Below are 16920 nucleotides of genomic sequence, written 5' to 3'. Positions count from 1 at the left end.
CACGTGCCCGTCCCTGGATATGGGGCCGTCCAGCTCCGCCAATCCGACAACTACGACGCCGCTACGTATACCTGCTTTGAGGAACGTAGCACTAGGGCGAGTCGGAGCCGGGCGGCGAGTGGCGACCAATCTGATATACCAGAGGTATACCGACGGTGTGCGATCGCGGCATGGCTGGTACGACGATCAAGGTCTCCCCCGATACGCGTGACCGGCTGGCCGTCCTCGCGGCAGCCTGCGGCACCACGATCGGCGCCCAGGTGGCGCTCCTGGTGGAGCAGCAGCCCACCGCCGAGCAGATCGCCGAGCGCGTCGCCGAAGGGCGCCGGCTGCTGCGGGGCCACTTCGGGATGCCCCTCACCGACACGGAACTGGACCGGGGCCCGGACCTGCTGCAGCGGGTCTACGCCGTCGCCGCGGAGGACGCGCGCGCCAAGGTCACCCCGAGGCGTAGCGCATGATCATTCTGGATGCCAGTGCCCTGGCCGCGCTGGCCGCCGGTCACCCGCGTCTGCACCGGATCGTGGACTCCGCTCTGCACAGGCCGTTCCAGCACCTGCTGGTGCCGGTGCTGTGCCTGGTCGAGGCCGAGGTCAAGGACGAGGGCGCGGCGCACGCGGTGCTGGCGCTGCCGTCGCTGGAGTTCGAGCCGCTGGACGCGAGCACCGCGGTGGTGGTGGCGACGATGGTCCGCGACGGGTACGGGGGCCAGGACCTTGCGCACGCGATCGCCGCGAGCCTGCCGACCCCGGCGCGTCCGCAGCAGCACCTGATCCTGACGGCCCGTGCGGATCTGTACCCGCCCGGCATCGTCACCGTCGACATCGACGACCCCCGCCTGGAGCCGTAGGCGCGCTTAGCGGGAGCGTCCCGGGACGAGCTCGGCCGGGCGACGGAGCCCGGATCCTCGCCGAGGAGATCCTGCCCGCCGTGCTGGCCGGGCCGCGGCCCAGGAGCGGCTGGTGGTGGTGTTCGTGGCGGGGCAGGCCGGCAGCGGCAAGACGCTCGTCATGGACCTGGTGCACGCCGCACTCGCCCGTCGCGGCGGCGCGGTGCGGGTGGACCGCGCCGCCTACAAGGCCCTCGCTCCCGGCTACCCGCGGTCCCTGGCCGAGGACGTGCGCACGGCCGGGGTGTGGGTGCGCGCGGACACCTACGGGTGGCAGGCCCGGCTGGAGGCGCGGCTGCGGCAGGAGCGGTTGACGCGGTGGTGGAGGCGGCGCTGGGCCGCCCCGACGAGTTCTGGGCCGAGCTCGCCGCCTACCGCGAGGCGGGCTACCGCATCGAGGTCGTGGCCATGGCCGTGCCCGAGGCACTCAGCCAGCTCGGCCTCATGGACCGCTACCTGCACTTGGCCGCCGAGGAGCGGGCCCGCTACGTGGCCTGGGACAACCACGACGCCTGCGCCGCCGCACTCGCCGCAGTGAGAGGACGACCACCTGGCCGGCAGCCACAGGTCGGCCGAGCGCGCGCACCGCCGCACCCCGCCCCACCGTCGCCTTCCGACCGGTCAGTCGCCCGTGCCCGTCCCCAACGCCAGACCACCGGCTCGCGGTCACGTCCAGGCGCAACTGGGCGCCGGGCCAGGGCCGGGGGTGAGGACGGTGTTGGTGCAACGTAGGTGGGCGGTGAGTCGGTCGAGGGTGCGGGGCGGGAGGCCGGTGGGTGGGGTGGCAAGGATGACGGGGCAGGCGGTGGCGAGTGCGGTGATCACTTCGGCGTAGTGCTCTCCGAGGCTGTCGGCGAGTAGGACGCGGGTCAGGTCGAGGCCGTAGTCGGCGGCCGCGGCCCACCGGAGGTCGGGGAGACCCACGGCGGCGGTCCAGGCGTACCGGTCGGCGTTCGCTGGGCCGGCCGCGGTGCGAGCAGCAGGCCCGTGTCGGTGACCTCAGTGACGGTGCCCTTGGCGAGGCCACCGTGCGGCAGGAGCGGGGCCAGCGGTTCGACGACGGGCAGGACGGTGGCCTGGGCCTGGCGGGCGCGGGGGCCGGGGAAGTCTCGTCGAGGAGATCCGCGAGCCGCTTGAACAACTGGCCTGCCCGCTGACCCCGTCCACGACCAGACGCACGCCGTACAGGCGGCCCGGGCCGACAGAGGGCCGACTCGGCCGGTTCCTCACGACCGACAGCGGCGAAGGAACGGCTGCGCGTTCTCACACTCGCGGACGTGGGCGCAGACGACCAGCGGTCGGAGCAGCTCAGATCGGCTCAGCTCCCGACACGAGCGCCGCTCAGCGGAGGCGTTGTGTCCCGCTGCGCCGCGTTCAGCAGTGCTTCCAGGCGCACCGCCCGTGCCAGTTCCGGGCACTGGCGCCGGGCGCGGGCCAGCGCGGCACGGGCGTCGTCGTGGCGGCCGAGAGCGGTGAGCGCGGCGGCCAGGGTACAACAGGCGTCGCTGCGCCAGAACGGGGAACTGGCACTCACGCTCCAGCGCTGGGCCAGGCGGGCGGCCAGCTCGGGCCTGCCGTCGAGCAGCTCGGCGTCTGCGGCGGTCTGCGCGTACTTGTGCGTCCAGTTCGGTTCCGGCTGGGAACCGTCGCCGTGGAGACCGATGAGTGCCAGGGCGACGCGGTGGCGGACTTCCCGCTGGGGGAGTTCGCCGGCCTCGCCGGCGGCCACCGCCGCTGCGGCCAGCAGCTGGTAGCCGGAGGCACGGCAGGCTCCCTCATGGCTCTGCAGCAGTTCCCGGGCTCCGGCGTCCGCCTGCTCGTACCGGCCTTCGGCGAGCAGGACACCCACCTCGGTGGCACTCACCCGGGTCGAAGCGGGCAGCGAGTCGAGCTGCCGGCGGGCCTCACCGATCCGGCCCCGGATCATCTGCCGTTCCGCACGCGTCAGTGCGGGGTGGCGCAGCTGGTGTTCGATCAGGTCGTGCCGCAGCGTGAGGCCGAGCGCGGCCCACAGCGGGGCGAGCGGGCCGGCGTGGTAGCGCAGGTTGGCGACAACGGTGGTCACCAGCAGGGAGATCCCCAGGTCCCGGGTGAAGGCCTGCGGGTACGCGGCGAGCAGCGCGCCGAGACCGAGTTGGACGGTGAGCAGTGCGGCTGAGTGCAGCCACAGGCGTGGGCGCAGCCAGGGGGTCGGGGTGATCTCGTAGACGATCGTCAGCTCGGCGGCGGGCACCAGGCCGATCTCGACGGGCACGCCGACGACGGTGGTGGAGACCAGCTTGCGGCCCCGGCCGTAGCGGACCACTGTCAGCCGGACACCCGCGGCCCGGTGGAACAGCAGGGTCCACATGTCGGGCAGCAGCAGGGCGAGCCAGCTGCCGAACAGGATCCCCAGAAAGGCGGGGGGTTCGTCGTCCCGTAGCGCGAGGATGACCAGCGGGGCGAGCAGTACGGCGAGCAGCCGCCGGGCCAGGCGGCGGGATACGGGGAATGTCACGGGCGAAGCATCCCGGTTGATGGCCGGAAAGGGAAGTCACCATCGGGCAACGCTCGTGACGGCTGGCACTGCCCGCCTTCGTCAAGCCCTGCGAGAGTGTCCACCCTCTGACGGCCGCGACCGGGCCACGCCAGGTCGGCAGCTTGTGGATGGCCGGCCGGACCGAAACGTGGCCGTCCCGCAGGTGCAGGAAGCGGTGATCGGCCTCCCAACAGCGCTCCTCGGCCGCGCCGCCCAGGTACGCGGTTACCTCCTCCACAGCCCGGCAAGTGCTACGGACCTGCTCCGCTCCCGCCGCCGTCGTCGTCGGCGGCCGCGCCGACGCCCGGCCGAGGACGGCTGTCGTCACAAGTCCCTTGACCCTGCTGATTTCCGTTACCGAACCGGGTCTCCGTTCGACCTCGGTGGCGATTGTTCCCTGGCCGTCACTGCGCGCCGAAGCCGCTGATGAACGTCCGCAGGTCCGCGCTCAGGTCCAGTGCTTCCGTGGTGGCGTCGTAGTCGATCCACCAGACCACGGGAACCGTGGGGGCGAGCTCGCGCAGCACCGTGTGGATGACGGTCAGCGGCGCGGACCAGGGCTCGCGGTCGGCGAACGAGAGCACCCGGTGCCGCAGGCCGAAGGAGAGCTCGGCCACCTGGCCCGGCCCTACTTCCACCTGGATCTCCAGATGGCGGCCTTCGAAGTACTCGCCCACCGCCGCGCCGGGCCAGTTCCTCGTGACGGACTCCTCCAGCTGTTCGCGCGTGAACGGCCACGGTCCGCCGGTCTTCTCACGGTCGGCGCTGACGTAGAAGTCGGATCCCACAGATGCTCTCGTTTCTGTCAGGGCGCCGGGCCGGGAACGCGTCCGGGGACGGCCCTGACACGGCCGGTGACGTTGTTGGCAGCGATGAGCGCGTCGAAGTAGGCGGAGGCCTTCGCGTCGTTGGTGATCAGTTCGAGGTGGTTGACCTTGTCGCGCGGGTCCTGGAGTGCCGAAGCGTACTTGTTCAGCTTCTTCTCCTCCCCTTCCATGGTGTTCTCGTACGCGAACTCGAAGATGCCGTCGGCATTATCGAGCCGGAAGGGCGACCTGCAGTTGGCGTTCTGGCCGATGTACTCGGTGTCGATCGCGGCCCCATCCTCGAAACGGACACCGTCGGCGTCCATCCCCAGCTCCCGGCCGTCCCTGGGGTCGGTCACCGTGGTGTAGAGCCGGTACTCCGTCGACCCGGCCACCCGAAGCTGATACGCCCTGCGCCCCAACGAGATCGACGGGTAGCCTCGGCGGTGCCGAAGCCAGTCAGCGACAACCCCGCCGACCCCGCGCGCCAGGCGTGAATTCGAACTCCACCGACACAAACGAACTCGATCATACGAGGCCCACTTGTATCCGATGCAAAACTAGGCTTGGCCAGCAACTATCGCGCCCATGGCATCTGCGTCGACCCGGCGGGCACGTCCCAGTGAGACCCCCAGTCCCGCCCCGCCCAGTCCAATGAGGGCCGCCACATTGGCTCTGGCTCAAGCAAATCCCACTCCTCCGGATCTCCCTTTACCAACAATTCTTCTTCCCGTCGGTATCCTCCTTCCAATACCGTTACCAAGAATTCAGAGAACCCTCCGTCAAAGCGGTCAATCATACCCCGATACCACAATGCGACATTCCACAGATCAGGGTCTTCCCCATAAGTAATCCAGCACAAGTGATTATGGTTGCTATTACCACCCCAGGCCAGGAGCCCGGCATGGTCAGGATATACCGGCGTTCTCCCCTGACCCAGAAACTGATCTTCCGTTTCAACCTGGATCCTAAAATCCGTGTCATTGTCAAATCGCCATCTAGCCATACCTGAAGGAGCAATCGAATTGGCGTGAACTCTGGGCGAACGAACCCCCCACTCACCCGCGAAACTTACTCCGCCATACAGATCAATGAATGCCCGGTAATCCGACGGGAGACCCGCGCCCAACTCTGTCTTAGCAACCCCCCATGGAACTGCTTCCGGTACATATAGAGGCTCTCCCATAATTGATCGAAGCCGTCCAAACCAATCGGTCACAATATGACTCCATATTCCGTGGAAGGCGTAAGCAAGTTAACTACAGCCACTTGATCAAGAAGCGGTCAAGCCAGCACAAGATCCTACCTAATTCCACAACTGGACAATTTGGCCAGTAGTTGGATTGACTTTCTCATTTTTCACCCATGCGAAGTCGCGTATTCCAGGAGAGCCGTTAACCTTCTGACCGAAGGCCGACATGAAGAATGCCTTTGGGATGGTACTTGAAGGCGAATCGTAGATCGCTATTACGGTATAGTCAACAATCTCACGATTCTTCAGCGCGTCGCCCACTGATATTTCAAAGCTTCGCATCGAGCCGGGTCCAGTATTAGTGCCGACCTGGAAGCATGGCGCCAGGTTTGCAGCCTTGCCACGCCCACCAAGCTCTCGTGCAATAAAATGACATCTGGCAAGAGGCGTATCGTCCGGGGCGACAGTGAATCCTCCGCTCCTAGCAATCGACTGGGCATCGGTCCAGCCAGTTATATTGCCGCCTGCTTCAGTTCCTCGTTCTCCGTCTGGGCTCCCCGACAAGCAAGCCTGTGCGCCAGTCGGACGTGTTCGCCTTCCCCCATTTGCATACTTCTCCTTTGACCAGTAATTGATCCATCCTGCACCACCATTCCTCCGATCGTCATCTACAGCCGTTGTCGGCCGTCGGTCCAGACAACTGCTGGGCCTACTCCTGTCCGGGCTGCCTTGCCCTGCCTGAGGATCAGGTGCCGTTGCGGTAGTGGGGGTGACATTGGGGACGAGAACGAGGAGGGCGAGGAGGTCGGCGCTGCTGTAGGCGGCGGCGATGATGTCGGGGGCGTCGTGCGGGTTGGGGGCGGTCCAGTCGGCTTGGGGGGTGGGGCGCTCGGTGTAAGGCTTGGTCTTGTCGAAGAGCGGCTTGGGCGGTTCGGCCTTGGGAGCGGCCGGACGCGGGGGTGTCTTGGCGCGGCCGCAGGTCGTGCAGGTGGGGTTCTGCTGGGGGCCGCGCGGGCCGGCGGGGTTCGCGGCGGGCAGGCCTGTGGGGCTCTGAGGTGCGGAGGTCGGGGTGCTGGGCCTGGAGTTGCGCCAGTCCCGGGCGGCCTGCTTCTCCTGGTAGACGTCACTGCCCGCGTAGCCGCTCGGCGCAGTGCTCGGACTGCCGAAGCTGCTCACGCCGAGGCCCCCGACGCCCGCACCGGGGATGGAGAAGCCCGGCATCGGTGCGGTGTTCGCGCCGCTCGACGGCGGCCGGTAGCCCGAGGGGTTCGGGACGTAGGGCTCGGCCTGCGGAGCAGCCTTGGCTGCGGGCGCGGAGTTGGCTCCCGGCTTGATCTTGATAGTGCCGTTGAAGGTGCCGTTCTTGCCGAATGAGATTCCACCGCCGGCGTTGCCGGCCGAGATCTGGATGGAGCTGCCTGCCGCGCCCGGGGAGCCCGGGCCGCCGCAGCCACAGTGTGAGACGTTCTCGTGCCCGGTGGGGTCGGTGCCGCCCAGCGGGTCGCCGTTGGCGTAGGTGTAGCGGTTGGCCTGGCTGGAGGGGCTGGGGTCGAGCTGCCAGGAGTCGCGGCTGGTGAAGCCGCCGGTGCCGGGGCGGTACCAGCGGGCGGCCATGTTGACGTCGCCGCTGTCGGGGTCGGTCCAGCCGGACTGGTAGCCGAGGCTGGCTCGGGTGCCGGTGGTGGTGACGGGCTTGCCGAAGGGGTCGTAGGTGGTGGCGCCGGTGACGGTGGTGCCGTCGGTGTTGAGGGTGGCGGTGGCATCGGTGTGCTGGTCGGTGCGGATGCGCAGGTTGGCGGTGCCGTTGGTGGCGCCGAGCAGGCTTCCCGCGGCGTCGCGGGCGTAGCTCCAGGTGCCGTCGCCCGTGAGGTTGTTGGAGCCGCCGTCGTAGGTGAACCTGGCGGCGTTTCGGGTGGTGACGCGGTCGAGGCCGTCGTAGGTGTAGGTGGTGGTGCCCTCGGTGATCAGGCGGCCGAAGGCGTCGTCGGCGAGGGTGTCCTGCTTGAGGCCGGTGGTGACGGCGGCGAGGGTGCCGCGCGGGGTGTAGCGGTAGGTGCTGGTGCCGTCGGAGAGCAGGCGGTTGCGCTCGTCGTAGGTGGCGGCGGCGGTGCCGTTGCCGGTGCGGTTGCCGGCCGCGTCCCAGGTGTAGGCGGTCGTGGTGGTGTCCGCGGTCCAGGAGGTGAGGCGCCCGGCCAGGTCGTAGCCGTAGTGGTTGTCCCGCACCGGGTCGGTGACGGTGCCGGTGACGGTCTTGCGGGTGAGGCGGTTGTCGAGGTCGTACTCGTAGGTGGTGCCGGTGAGCGGGGTCGCGGTGTCGCCGCCGACGAGCAGCTGGTCGCCGGTGAGGCGGCCGAGCGGGTCGTAGCCGAGACGGCGCTCGGACATCGTCTTCAGCTTGGTGGCGTCGGCCGGGTCGGGGGCGACGTAGGACTGCTTGGCCAGGCGGCCGTCGCCGTCGTAGCCGTACCGGTTCTGCGTGCCGGTGCGGGGGTTGTGCGCCCAGTCCAGCCGGCCGTCGGCCTGGTAGCCCATGAGGGTGTCGCCGGTGTCCTTGTCCCAGCGCTTGACCAGGCGCCCGTCGGCGTCGTACTCCCAGGTCTGGGTCGCGGTGTTCAGGTCGGTGCCGGCCTTGATCAGCAGGCCGCGGTCGTTGTAGGCGTAGCTCTGGCCGGTGAGGGTCGAGGAGTTGTGCCGGACGAGGTGCCCGGCCTTGTCGTAGACCAGTTCACGGTCGGCGGTGGCCGCCTCGGCGCCGGTACCGCTCTCGCGGACCAGGCGCCCGGCCGGGTCATAGCCGCGGGTGCGGACCACGCCGCCGGGTTCGGTCAGCTTGACGGCCTGGGCGGCGACGTCGTAGGCGGTGGTCCAGGTGCGGTCGGCCGCCGCGGGATGGGCGGTGGTGGCGGGCTCGATCGTGGACTCGGGCAGGCCCCACGGGTTGAAGGTGTAGACGGTGGTGTTGCCCTTGCCGTCGGTCAGACGGGTGCGGTTGCCGGCCGCGTCGTAGCCGAACGTGGTGGTGATGTTCTGGCCGGCGGCGACCGGCTCGGTGAGCGTGGTCGGGCGGCCCAGCGCGTCATAGGCGGTACTCGTGACGGCGCCGGTGGCCGGGCTGGTGGAGGAGACCACGCGCCCTTCGAGGTCGAACCCAGTCGTGGTGGTGCGCAGCACGGCGCCGGCGGGGTCGAGGTCGTCGGTGGTGGTGGGGTTGCCGAGGGCGTCGTAGTGGGTGCGGGTGGACTCGCCGAGGGGGGCGATGGCGCGCGTCGGGCGGCCGGCGGCGTCGTATTCGAGCGTGCTGACGCGGCCGAGCGGGTCGGTGGCGGTGACCGTCTGGCCGGCGGGGTTGTAGGTGGTGGTGCTGGTGGCGCCGGTCGGGGTGGTGAGGGCGGTCTGGTTGCCGGCGTCGTCCCAGGTGAACGTGGTGGTGAGGTTCTGCGGGGTGGGCTTGCGTTCGACGGTGGTGGCGGTGAGGGTGCGGCCGAGCTGGTCGTAGGTGGCCTCGGTGCGGGCGCCGACCGGGTCGGTGGCGGACAGTGGGAGGCCGGTGGGGGTCCAGGTCGCGGTCCAGGTGGGCGGGTTGTCGTCGACGGGGGGCTGGAGGCCGCCGAGGGAGTTGGGTTCGACGCGCTGGACCTGGTGGCCGAGGCGGTCGTAGGTGTAGGTGGTGCGCCGGCCGGCCGCGTCGGTGCTGGCGGTGACTCGGGAGAGCTTGTCGTACTCGACGCGGCTGGTGGCGGTGAGCGGTGTGGTGGTGCCGGGCGGGGTGTAGTCGGGCAGGGTGGCCGAGGTGGTGCGGCCGAGCTTGTCGACGGTGGTGCGGGTGATGCGGCCGAGCGGGTCCTTGGTGGTGACGGCCTCACCGAAGGCGTTGTAGCCGGTGGTGACGGTGGGGCGCACGGGGGTGGCGGCCGCTCCCCCGCTCTCGGTCAGGATCTGCGGGGCGGTGGTGGCGACGGCGCGGCCGAGGACGTCGTACCGGTGGGTGGTGGTGTGGGCGGCGGGGTCGGCCCCGGGGGCGTTGCCGTTGGGTGAGGTGCTGGCGGTGAGCAGGCCGCGCTGGTCGTAGCTGAAGGTGGAGACGGCGGTGGGGCCGCCGGTGGAGGAGGCGAGCTGGGTGCGGGTCAGGCGACCGGCCGGGTCGTAGGTGTTGGTCTGGACGCTGTTCTCGGTGTCGCTGACCTTGAGGGTGGTGGAGGTGACCCGGTCGTCGGCGTCGTAGCCGAGGGTGGTGGTGCGCTTGAGACCGGCGGGGTCGAGGACGCTCTGGGTGATGCGGCCGGCGGTGTCGACGGTGTTCACCGTGGTGGTGCGGCCGCCACCGGTGGTGCGATTGGTGAGCTGGCCGGCGCCGTCGTACTCGTCGGCCTCCAGCACGATGGCACGGGTGCCGCCGTCGGCCTGGGTGACGTTGCGCGCGATGGTGGTGGCGGGCAGGCCGTCGTCGAAGTAGGTGTAGGAGGTGACGGCCCCCATGGCGTCGGTGACGGAGGCCACGCGTCCGGCCGGGTCGTAGGCCCGGGATTCGACGGTGAGGTCGCGGGTGCCGTTGCCGTCGCCGTTCCAGCCGTTGACGATCGTGGTGGCGAGCTGACCGCGCGGGGTGTAGGTGTGGCGGGTGACCTGGCCGAGCGGGTCGGTCACGCTGGTGCGCCGGCTGAGGTTGTCGTAGCCGTAGCGGGTGACGGCGCCCTCGGCATCGGTGTCGGTCTCCAGGCGTCCGGCCGTGTCGTAGGTGCTGGAGGCGGTCCGGGAGCCGTCGGTGCCGAGGATGTCGCTGGCGTCGGTGACCTTCGGCCCGGTCTGGGCGCTCAGGCGCCCGAGGGCGTCGTAGGAGTAGGTGGTGGTGACGCCGGCGGGCTGGGCGTCGGAGGTCTCGGTCGCCGAGGTCTTGCGGCCGGCCGCGTCGTACACGTAGGTGAACGTCAGCCCGCTCGGCAGGACGGCTCCGGCGACGTCGCCGGAGGCGCGGTAGGTGTAGGTGGTGACGGCGCCGCCGGCGGTGGTCTCGGTGGCGAGCAGGCCCGGCGGGGTGGTGCCGCCGCCGACGGCCGGTTCGGTGCCGGTGGTGTAGGAGGCGTGGGTGGCGCGGCCGTCGGGGCGGGTGGTGGTCTCGGGCAGGCCGAGGGCGTTGTAGGAGACGGTGGTGCGGTAGGTGTCGTCGGCGGGGCCGGCGGAGCGGGCGTCGCGGGTCTCGGTGGGCTTGTCGTTGCGCGGGTCGCGCGGGTTGTCCTGGTTGTGGAAGTAGCCGGTGTAGGAGGTCCAGCAGGAGTCGGCGTCGCGGCAGGTGGTGAGGGAGAGGGTGTTGCCGCGCTCGTCCTGGCCGCTGACGGTGGTGTGTCCGTTGGGGTCGGTGACGGTGTGGACGAAGCCGCCGGTGTCGTAGGTGTAGCTGGTGGTGCCGCCGCCCGCGTCGGTGCGCGCTATCAGGCGGTCGGCGCGGGTGGCGTCGTGGATGTCGGTCGAGACGTTGCCGGCCGGATCGGTGAGCGTCACCTTGGAGGCCAGTTCGGCGGAGGAGGAGGCCGAGCGCGCCTGGTAGTGCGCGGCGACGCGGTCCGCGGTCAGCGGGTGCTGGTAGAACGCGACCTCGTCGATGTAGCCGTCGAACCAGGACCAGCCGCCGTTGCCGCCGGGCATCGAGCCGGTCCAGCCGCCGCCGAGGTAGGTCCGGTTCATGTTCAGGTGGTTGACCGTGCCGGTGGCGGTGCCGACCAGGGCTCCGTCCAGGTAGAGGGACTGGGTGCCCTGGGTGGCACTGATCACGGCGTGGTGCCAGGAGCCGTCGTTGACCGCGCCGCCGGAGGTGATCGGGTCCCCGTCGATGCCGTAGAAGAGGCCGCGCAGCCTGCCGTCGGAGCCGACGTACAGGACCGGCACCGTGTTGTACGGCGCGGCGCCCATCGGTTCGCTCTGCTCGGACAGGATGACGCCGGCGCTACCGGTGCGGAACCAGAGTTCGGCGGCCAGGTCGCTCTTCGCCTGCAGGAGCGGGGCGGGCAGATCGACGTAGGAGGCGCTGGTGGCGTGGAACTCCGCGGCATGGCCGTCGCCGGGGCCGAACACACCGGTGAGGCCCGGCCTGACGGCCGGGGCGTAGCTGCCGTTGCCCTTGGTCGCGGCGACCTCGCTGGCGGCGGTGGTGCCACCGGTCTCGTCGAGGTGCCAGAACCCGGCCGGTGCGTCGGTGACGACCGAGCCGCGGTAGCCGACGCCCTGGCCGGCGACCTGCGCGCTGCGGGCCCGGTAGTGGGCGAGGACGTCGGCCTCGCTCAGCGGGTGCTGGTAGAGGGCGACCTCGTCCATGCTGCCCGTGAAGTGGCTGACGTCGCCGGGGGAGGCCGGCCACATCGCGGCGAAGCCGGCGCCGAGGTAGGTGTGGGTGTTCTGCTGGTGATCGACGGTGCCGGACTGGGTTCCGACGGCCTTGCCGTCGAGGTAGAGGGTCTGGTTCGAGCCCTGGGCGGAGAGGACGACGTGGTGCCAGGCGCTGTCGTTGACGGCGTTCTCGGACGGGGTGCTGGTCGTGCTGCCGTGGAACCGGCCGCGCAGCTTGCCGTCGTCACCGACGTAGAGGATCGGGGTCCAGGTGCCGCCGGGGCCGGCCGGGTCGTCGATGGCGCGGCTCTGGTCGCCGAGCAGCACGCCGGGGCGGTCGGTGGTGAACCAGAGTTCTACGGCGAGGTCGGTCTTGGCGTGCAGGACGTCCTGCGGGATCTCGACGGAGGAGCCGGCGCTGCCGTCGAAGCGGGCGGCGGTGTCGTCGGTGGGGGCGAACACGCCGGGGGCGTTCTTGGTGACGCCGTCGCCGTAGGTGCCGGTCAGTCCGGTGCCGGTGTCGCTGGCGGCGAGGGCGCCGTCGCGTTCGCCCAGGCGCCAGAAGCCGGCCGGGTCGGAGGTTTTGACGGCGTTGTTGTAGAGGAAGGAGCCGCCGGTGAAGGTCGGGGCGGAGAGCTTCCATTCGCCGCCGCCGGCGTCTGTGATCTTGGCGGCGCGCTCGGTCACCGCGTCGTAGGTCACCTGGGCGCTGGTGCGCCCCGTGGGCAGGACGGTCTTGGTGAGCTGGGGGCCGACTGTGAGCGGCCCGGTTGCAGGCCGTCCCCCACATTGGGTTGTCGTACGGCGGGTAGGGAGGGCGTGTGGGTCGTATCGAAGTCGGGCGGGTGACCTCGTCGTGCGCTGACGGCCCGACATGCTTCGCAGTGGGATGCCGGCGATTCGACCAGCGCGTCGCAGGCCGTCACGCGGCAGGAGAAGGCCCGCGTCCGCGGGTTGTCCAGATCCGCGGTGAACAGCAGGCTGCCGGGATCCCACTCACCCGTCCGCCACTGGAGGTCGAGCCGGTCGGCGAGCCAGGTCGCCCAGTCGGGCAGTGTGACCAGGCTCGTGGGCAACTCTACGTAGTCGTGCGCGACGGTCATCGGTTTCCACCGGCTGCCACCAGATCGACCGCTGCACGCAGATCGTCGTCGCTGGCATGTGATGGTGGAGTCGGGTATTGGAACTGTCCGAATGCCTCGTCCTCAAGTGCCGCGGCAGTGCTCGTCGCAGTATCAGTCGTCGGCTGCGACGAGGAGGGTAAGCCTCGCCGCGGGTCGATCGATGAGGACGAGTTCGTGGTAGTCGATGTGGATGGGGCCATAGTCGTGGAACGCCTCTTCCGGAAGTTGCCCCAGCAGGTATCTGCTGGTCGCCTTGCGGATCGGGATGTAGATCTCCTGGTCCAGGCGTGACTCGAGGGACTCTGGGAGCTTGCCGTGCTGGTTGGCCCACGAGCGGATGGCCTCGACTGCCGTCTCGGCCTCGACGGACTTGTAGGTGTCAGGGGCGATGTGGGCAAGCCACCACTGGCCGTGCCGCGGCCAGTCTTGAACACCGGCCCCGTCGTATGTGTCCCGAAACTGAGGGTGCGAGATCAGGGCTGCCAGCAGGTCCCGGTCGTCCAGCTCCTCGGGCGGCAGCTGGAAATGCTTGGTATCGACCCAGCGGTAGCCGTGGGCGCCCTCGGCGAAGTCGAAGTCTCGGAAGTTGATGAGGGAACTATCAAGGTGGACGAGGGCTGGCTCTGGTTCCATGCTCGTCATCGTAGATCGCGCCGTGCCCTCGATCCGTCGGTGATCTTTAGCTTGAGCAGCAGTTATCCCTGAAGGTCACCCATTGCGGACCCAAGCCATGAAGTCCTCGGCGAGTCCGGGAGGGTTGGCTGCCTCGGTCCGGCGGGCGATCCCCTCGTAGTACTCCAGCTCGTGGAGGATCACGGGCACTGGCTTGCCGATCGTGTTCTCGATGACGCCATCGTCGTGGAGGTGGCGAGCGAGCTGGACACATGCCTGGTTGAAGTTGGCCTCGATCAGCGCGGCGGTCGGCCCGACGGTTGTCATCCAGTCTTCGGGGCGGGTGGGCTCGTCGTCGTACCAAAGCCCGAGTTCGCTGATCCACTGGTGGCGTGCTGCGGCTCCGTCGGGGTCTCGGGTGAGGTCGCCGATGACCGTGAGCTCGTTCTGGAGCCAGAAGGCATAGTTCCAGCGGGCTTCCGCCTCGTCGGAGGCGGCCGCGATGGTGCGTTGGAACTGGGCTTCGGTGTTGTATCCGATGGTCAGGGTGGGCTGTCGTGGGTCGTCCCTCTCGTTGTCGATGAAGAAGGGGATGACGTAGGTGTCCTTTCCCTCGGCCGCTGAGATCGAGCTGATCGCTCGCTCGGCAAGGGTTCGGAGGTGGTTCTGGAAGGTCACGGGGCTGGAGCCTTTCGAGTGCGGTTGTTGACGTCGGCGGCGTAAGCGGCCCAGTCGCCGGCGGCGGCTCGCTGCCACTTGACGGCGACGCTGATGTGGATGCCGAGGGTGCGGACGAGGACTGCGGCGGGCAGTTCGGCGGCGAGCTGGAACAGAGCGGTCGAGCGGGTCTCGGCGAGCCGGATGCCGAGCTTGCGGAGCCGTTCACCCATGGCCCAGGCGCTGATCGGTCGGCCGGGCTGGCCGCCGGGGAAGAGCCAGGGCGAGTCGGTCTGGGCGAGGACCGCGTGGCTGCGACGAGCTGAGACTTGCTTCAGGGCCAGCTCGGCGACGGGCCCCGGCAGGGCGACCGCGACGTCGCCGAGGCGGATGCGGACCGTTCCTTCCGCCTCTTCGATGTGAGCGGTGGTCAGCCGGGCTATCGCTGCGGGCCACTGGGCATAGAGGAGCAACAGCAGGCCGGCCAGGCGGTCTTCGGTCCGGATGGAGTCGTCGTGCAGCAGGCGGCGGGCGGTGGTCCAGCGGGCGTCGTCGACCATAGCCTGGGACGGGCCATTCCACTTCACGGCGGGGAAGCTAAGGTCGCGGGCGATCTTCTGGGCGAGGGCCCAGCGCACGAAGTGACCTGCTTCCCTGCGGAGTTGGGTCTCGTCGCGGATCATCCAGCGTTCGAGGTCGCTCTGCCGGCAGTTCGCCAGCGTCAGGTCCTGGTCCGTGAGCCAGTCCAGGAGATAGACGGCGGCCCGCAGGTGCACGCGTACGACGTTGAGCTGGGTGTGCGTGATGTCGTTGCCGCGGCTTCGGCGGCGAAGCCGGCGGATCAGGTGCCAGGTCGCGTAGCGGTGCAGGATCTGCCGCCCCTCCGGGGTGGCGTGCGAGGCGACGAGATCCTTCACGTGCCGTTCGAGGCGGACCATCTGCTCGTCGCGGGGCGGCAGTGCGCCGGCGGCCACGAGGACGCTGCGGATGTGCTCGACGACCTTGCTGTCGGGGAGGTCGTCCAGGGCCTCGTGGGTCAGGGGGCGTCGGCCGGAGGCCAGGTCGGACAGGACGGTGGAGACGATGCCTTTCGAGAGCCAGCTCATGGCCGTCGCCGTCCGCTGGGTGTCGGCCAGGGTGTCGTGGAGGGCCTGCAGCTTGGGCGGGACGGTGCCGGTGTCGTCGGTGAGGAGCTCGTCGAGCCGTTGCTTGAGCGTGCAGCGGCGGCAGGGGCCGGGTGTGGTCAGCCGTTCGGCCTCGCCGCAGGTCGCGCAGGGGCGCCAGAGTTCGGCGTCCGGCTTCGTGCAGGGGCCGCAGACGGGGGCATCGGCGGTGCCGGAGTGGATGTCGCGGAAGCGTCCGCAGAGGGTGCAGTGCACTTCTCGCTGGTCACAACGACCGCAGCGGGGCTGCCCGGTCAGCTTCGAGAGCATGCAGGGTGCCGTCCGCCCGCAGATCGAGCAGACCAGTGTGGGCAGAGGACGGCAGTTGGGGCAGATCGGCCCGTCGGGAGTCCGGGTGCAGACCATGCGCCGCTTGCCGCAGACGATGCAGGACTCCAGGTTGGCGGGGTCCGTGATCAGGCACTTCGGACACAGCGGCCGGCCTTGGGCGTCGCGCGTGGCGGGTTCGCGCCGGGCGCCGCAGCGTGAGCACTCCTCGATGCGGGACTTGGCGATGCAGTTGCGGCAGACACGCTGTCCGTCGAGGGGCTTGTCGATCCGGACGACGCGTCGGCAGCGGGGGCAGATCGGCTGGACGATGCCGGCGACGCCGGTGGCGTGCAGCAGGTCGATGAACCGCGGGATGGCGCGAAGGGGAGCCAGGTGTCCCTCGCCGGTCAGCAGACGGGGGTTATCCTCCAAGGCCCACGCCAGTTTCTGCTGGTAGGAGGGCCGCGGAGCGGACCGGCGGACTGCGTCGGCGACGATCTCACGGTCGATGGCCGGACTGATCGTGGTGATCACCTCGTGGATGACGTCGAGCGGATCACGTGGGTCGGTGTCGGGACACATCGAACAGCGCGGTCGGCCGGCCCGGTCACGCGAGTGGAGGCGGCGGGTATTTCCGCAGCCGGCGCACTCGGCGGTGTCTTGGTTGCAGACCCCGCAGAACCAGTCCTGGCCTCGGCGCTGGAAGGTCCGCAGGTGCTTGCCGCAGTCGCGGCAGACCGGCGGCGAGATCGTCACGGCTCCGGCCTTGCGGAGGGCGATCAGCAGGTCACCGATGGCCCGGGGCGCCGGCGAGTGGCCGTCGGTCAGGACCTCGGGCCGGGCGACCAGGGCTTCGGCGAGCCGACGCGACTTCGCACGGCCGCCAACGACGTTGAGGACCACGGCCCGGACGGCCGTGGGGTCGATGTCCTTCTCGACGTGGCTGATCAGGTCCGTGATCAGGCCTACGGGGTCCGTGACCGCGCGGGCCGATTGGTCGGTGGTCACGACAGGTCGACACCCCTGATCCGGGCCCGCTTGGGCCGCAGGTCACCGAGCCCGTCCGCAGCGGGCGGTGCGGCGCCCGCGGTGGCGGCCTTCCTCGGCTTCTTCACCGCGGTGGCCGCGACGATCGGCTCGATCAGGTCGTCCATGTGGCAGTCCAGGATGTCGAGCAGGGCCATGAGGATCTTCAGGCTGAGGCGCTCTGGCCGTTCGACGGCGAGCCGGTAGACCTGGCTCGTGGACAAGGTGATGCCCCGTTCGGCGAGCGGTGGGATGAGGTCGGTGGTGGAGAACATTCCGCGGTCCGCCATCACCTTGCGCAGGTGCCAGCGGTAGTCGAGCTTGGCGGTCATCGTCAGGTCCTTC

The 16920-nt window shown here is 69.7% G+C and carries 11 protein-coding genes and 2 pseudogenes; 3 read left to right on the top strand and 10 right to left on the bottom strand.

What is annotated here, in order from left to right; all coding sequences use genetic code 11:
• The first annotated feature begins 170 nt into the window (after positions 1-170).
• From ABT263_RS33160 to ABT263_RS33150, 3 genes and pseudogenes are all read left to right on the top strand, one after another.
• Positions 171-461 carry a hypothetical protein gene (locus ABT263_RS33160; protein ID WP_352296199.1) on the top strand — a complete coding sequence of 97 codons (291 nt, stop codon included), beginning with the start codon at positions 171-173 and terminating at the stop codon, positions 459-461.
• A complete protein-coding gene (locus ABT263_RS33155; protein ID WP_352296197.1) occupies positions 458-850 on the top strand; it encodes a PIN domain-containing protein in 393 nt (130 codons plus the stop codon). The genes ABT263_RS33160 and ABT263_RS33155 overlap by 4 nt, the downstream gene beginning before the upstream one ends.
• Positions 851-962: 112 nt before the next feature.
• Positions 963-1621, top strand: a pseudogene (locus tag ABT263_RS33150) (zeta toxin family protein).
• Here the strand turns inward: ABT263_RS33150 and ABT263_RS33145 are convergent.
• The 10 genes and pseudogenes from ABT263_RS33145 to ABT263_RS33100 form a co-directional block, all read right to left on the bottom strand.
• A pseudogene (locus ABT263_RS33145) lies at positions 1556-1840 on the bottom strand (ImuA'/RecA-like NTPase); the annotation flags it as partial. The pseudogenes ABT263_RS33150 and ABT263_RS33145 sit on opposite strands and share 66 nt — an antisense overlap.
• A gap of 367 nt (positions 1841-2207) precedes the next feature.
• Positions 2208-3386 carry a hypothetical protein gene (locus ABT263_RS33140; protein ID WP_352296194.1) on the bottom strand — a complete coding sequence of 393 codons (1179 nt, stop codon included), beginning with the start codon at positions 3384-3386 and terminating at the stop codon, positions 2208-2210.
• Between the two features lie 425 nt (positions 3387-3811).
• On the bottom strand, positions 3812-4195 hold the full coding sequence (locus tag ABT263_RS33135; RefSeq protein WP_352296191.1) for a hypothetical protein: 384 nt from the start codon (positions 4193-4195) through the stop codon (positions 3812-3814).
• Between the two features lie 17 nt (positions 4196-4212).
• Entirely contained in the window at positions 4213-4635 is a 423-nt protein-coding gene (locus ABT263_RS33130; RefSeq protein WP_352296188.1) for a restriction endonuclease fold toxin-2 domain-containing protein, read from the bottom strand.
• Between the two features lie 155 nt (positions 4636-4790).
• The gene (locus tag ABT263_RS33125) at positions 4791-5399 is read right to left on the bottom strand and encodes an SMI1/KNR4 family protein (protein ID WP_352296202.1); all 609 of its coding nucleotides are present in this window, start codon (positions 5397-5399) and stop codon (positions 4791-4793) included.
• A gap of 120 nt (positions 5400-5519) precedes the next feature.
• The gene (locus tag ABT263_RS33120) at positions 5520-12425 is read right to left on the bottom strand and encodes a LamG-like jellyroll fold domain-containing protein (RefSeq protein ID WP_352296185.1); all 6906 of its coding nucleotides are present in this window, start codon (positions 12423-12425) and stop codon (positions 5520-5522) included.
• 533 nt (positions 12426-12958) lie between these two features.
• Positions 12959-13480: a hypothetical protein gene (locus ABT263_RS33115; protein WP_352296182.1), complete on the bottom strand. Its 522-nt coding sequence runs from the start codon at positions 13478-13480 to the stop codon at positions 12959-12961.
• Positions 13481-13555: 75 nt separating this feature from the next.
• A complete protein-coding gene (locus tag ABT263_RS33110) occupies positions 13556-14137 on the bottom strand; it encodes a hypothetical protein (RefSeq protein WP_352296179.1) in 582 nt (193 codons plus the stop codon).
• Complete coding sequence (locus tag ABT263_RS33105; protein ID WP_352296176.1) at positions 14134-16557, bottom strand: site-specific integrase; 2424 nt, start codon at positions 16555-16557, stop codon at positions 14134-14136. The genes ABT263_RS33110 and ABT263_RS33105 overlap by 4 nt, the downstream gene beginning before the upstream one ends.
• Positions 16554-16907, bottom strand: a complete 354-nt coding sequence (locus ABT263_RS33100; RefSeq protein ID WP_352296173.1) for a helix-turn-helix domain-containing protein — start codon at positions 16905-16907, stop codon at positions 16554-16556. Before ABT263_RS33100 ends, ABT263_RS33105 begins: the two co-directional genes overlap by 4 nt.
• Positions 16908-16920: the final 13 nt, after the last annotated feature.

The sequence above is a fragment of the Kitasatospora sp. NPDC001603 genome, from assembly GCF_040298365.1.
In the GTDB taxonomy this organism is placed as follows: Bacteria; Actinomycetota; Actinomycetes; order Streptomycetales; family Streptomycetaceae; genus Kitasatospora.
The sequence above is the reverse complement of the archived record's forward strand: the minus strand, read 5'-3'. Positions and strand labels throughout refer to the sequence as shown.

What these genes read in the sequence shown, in the direction of transcription:
- ABT263_RS33160 (WP_352296199.1), top strand. Translation starts at nt 171, where the DNA reads ATGGCTGGTACGACGATCAAGGTCTCCCCCGATACGCGTGACCGGCTG.
- ABT263_RS33155 (WP_352296197.1), top strand. Translation starts at nt 458, where the DNA reads ATGATCATTCTGGATGCCAGTGCCCTGGCCGCGCTGGCCGCCGGTCAC.
- ABT263_RS33125 (WP_352296202.1), bottom strand. Translation starts at nt 5,399, where the DNA reads ATGGGAGAGCCTCTATATGTACCGGAAGCAGTTCCATGGGGGGTTGCT.
- ABT263_RS33115 (WP_352296182.1), bottom strand. Translation starts at nt 13,480, where the DNA reads ATGGAACCAGAGCCAGCCCTCGTCCACCTTGATAGTTCCCTCATCAAC.
- ABT263_RS33100 (WP_352296173.1), bottom strand. Translation starts at nt 16,907, where the DNA reads ATGACCGCCAAGCTCGACTACCGCTGGCACCTGCGCAAGGTGATGGCG.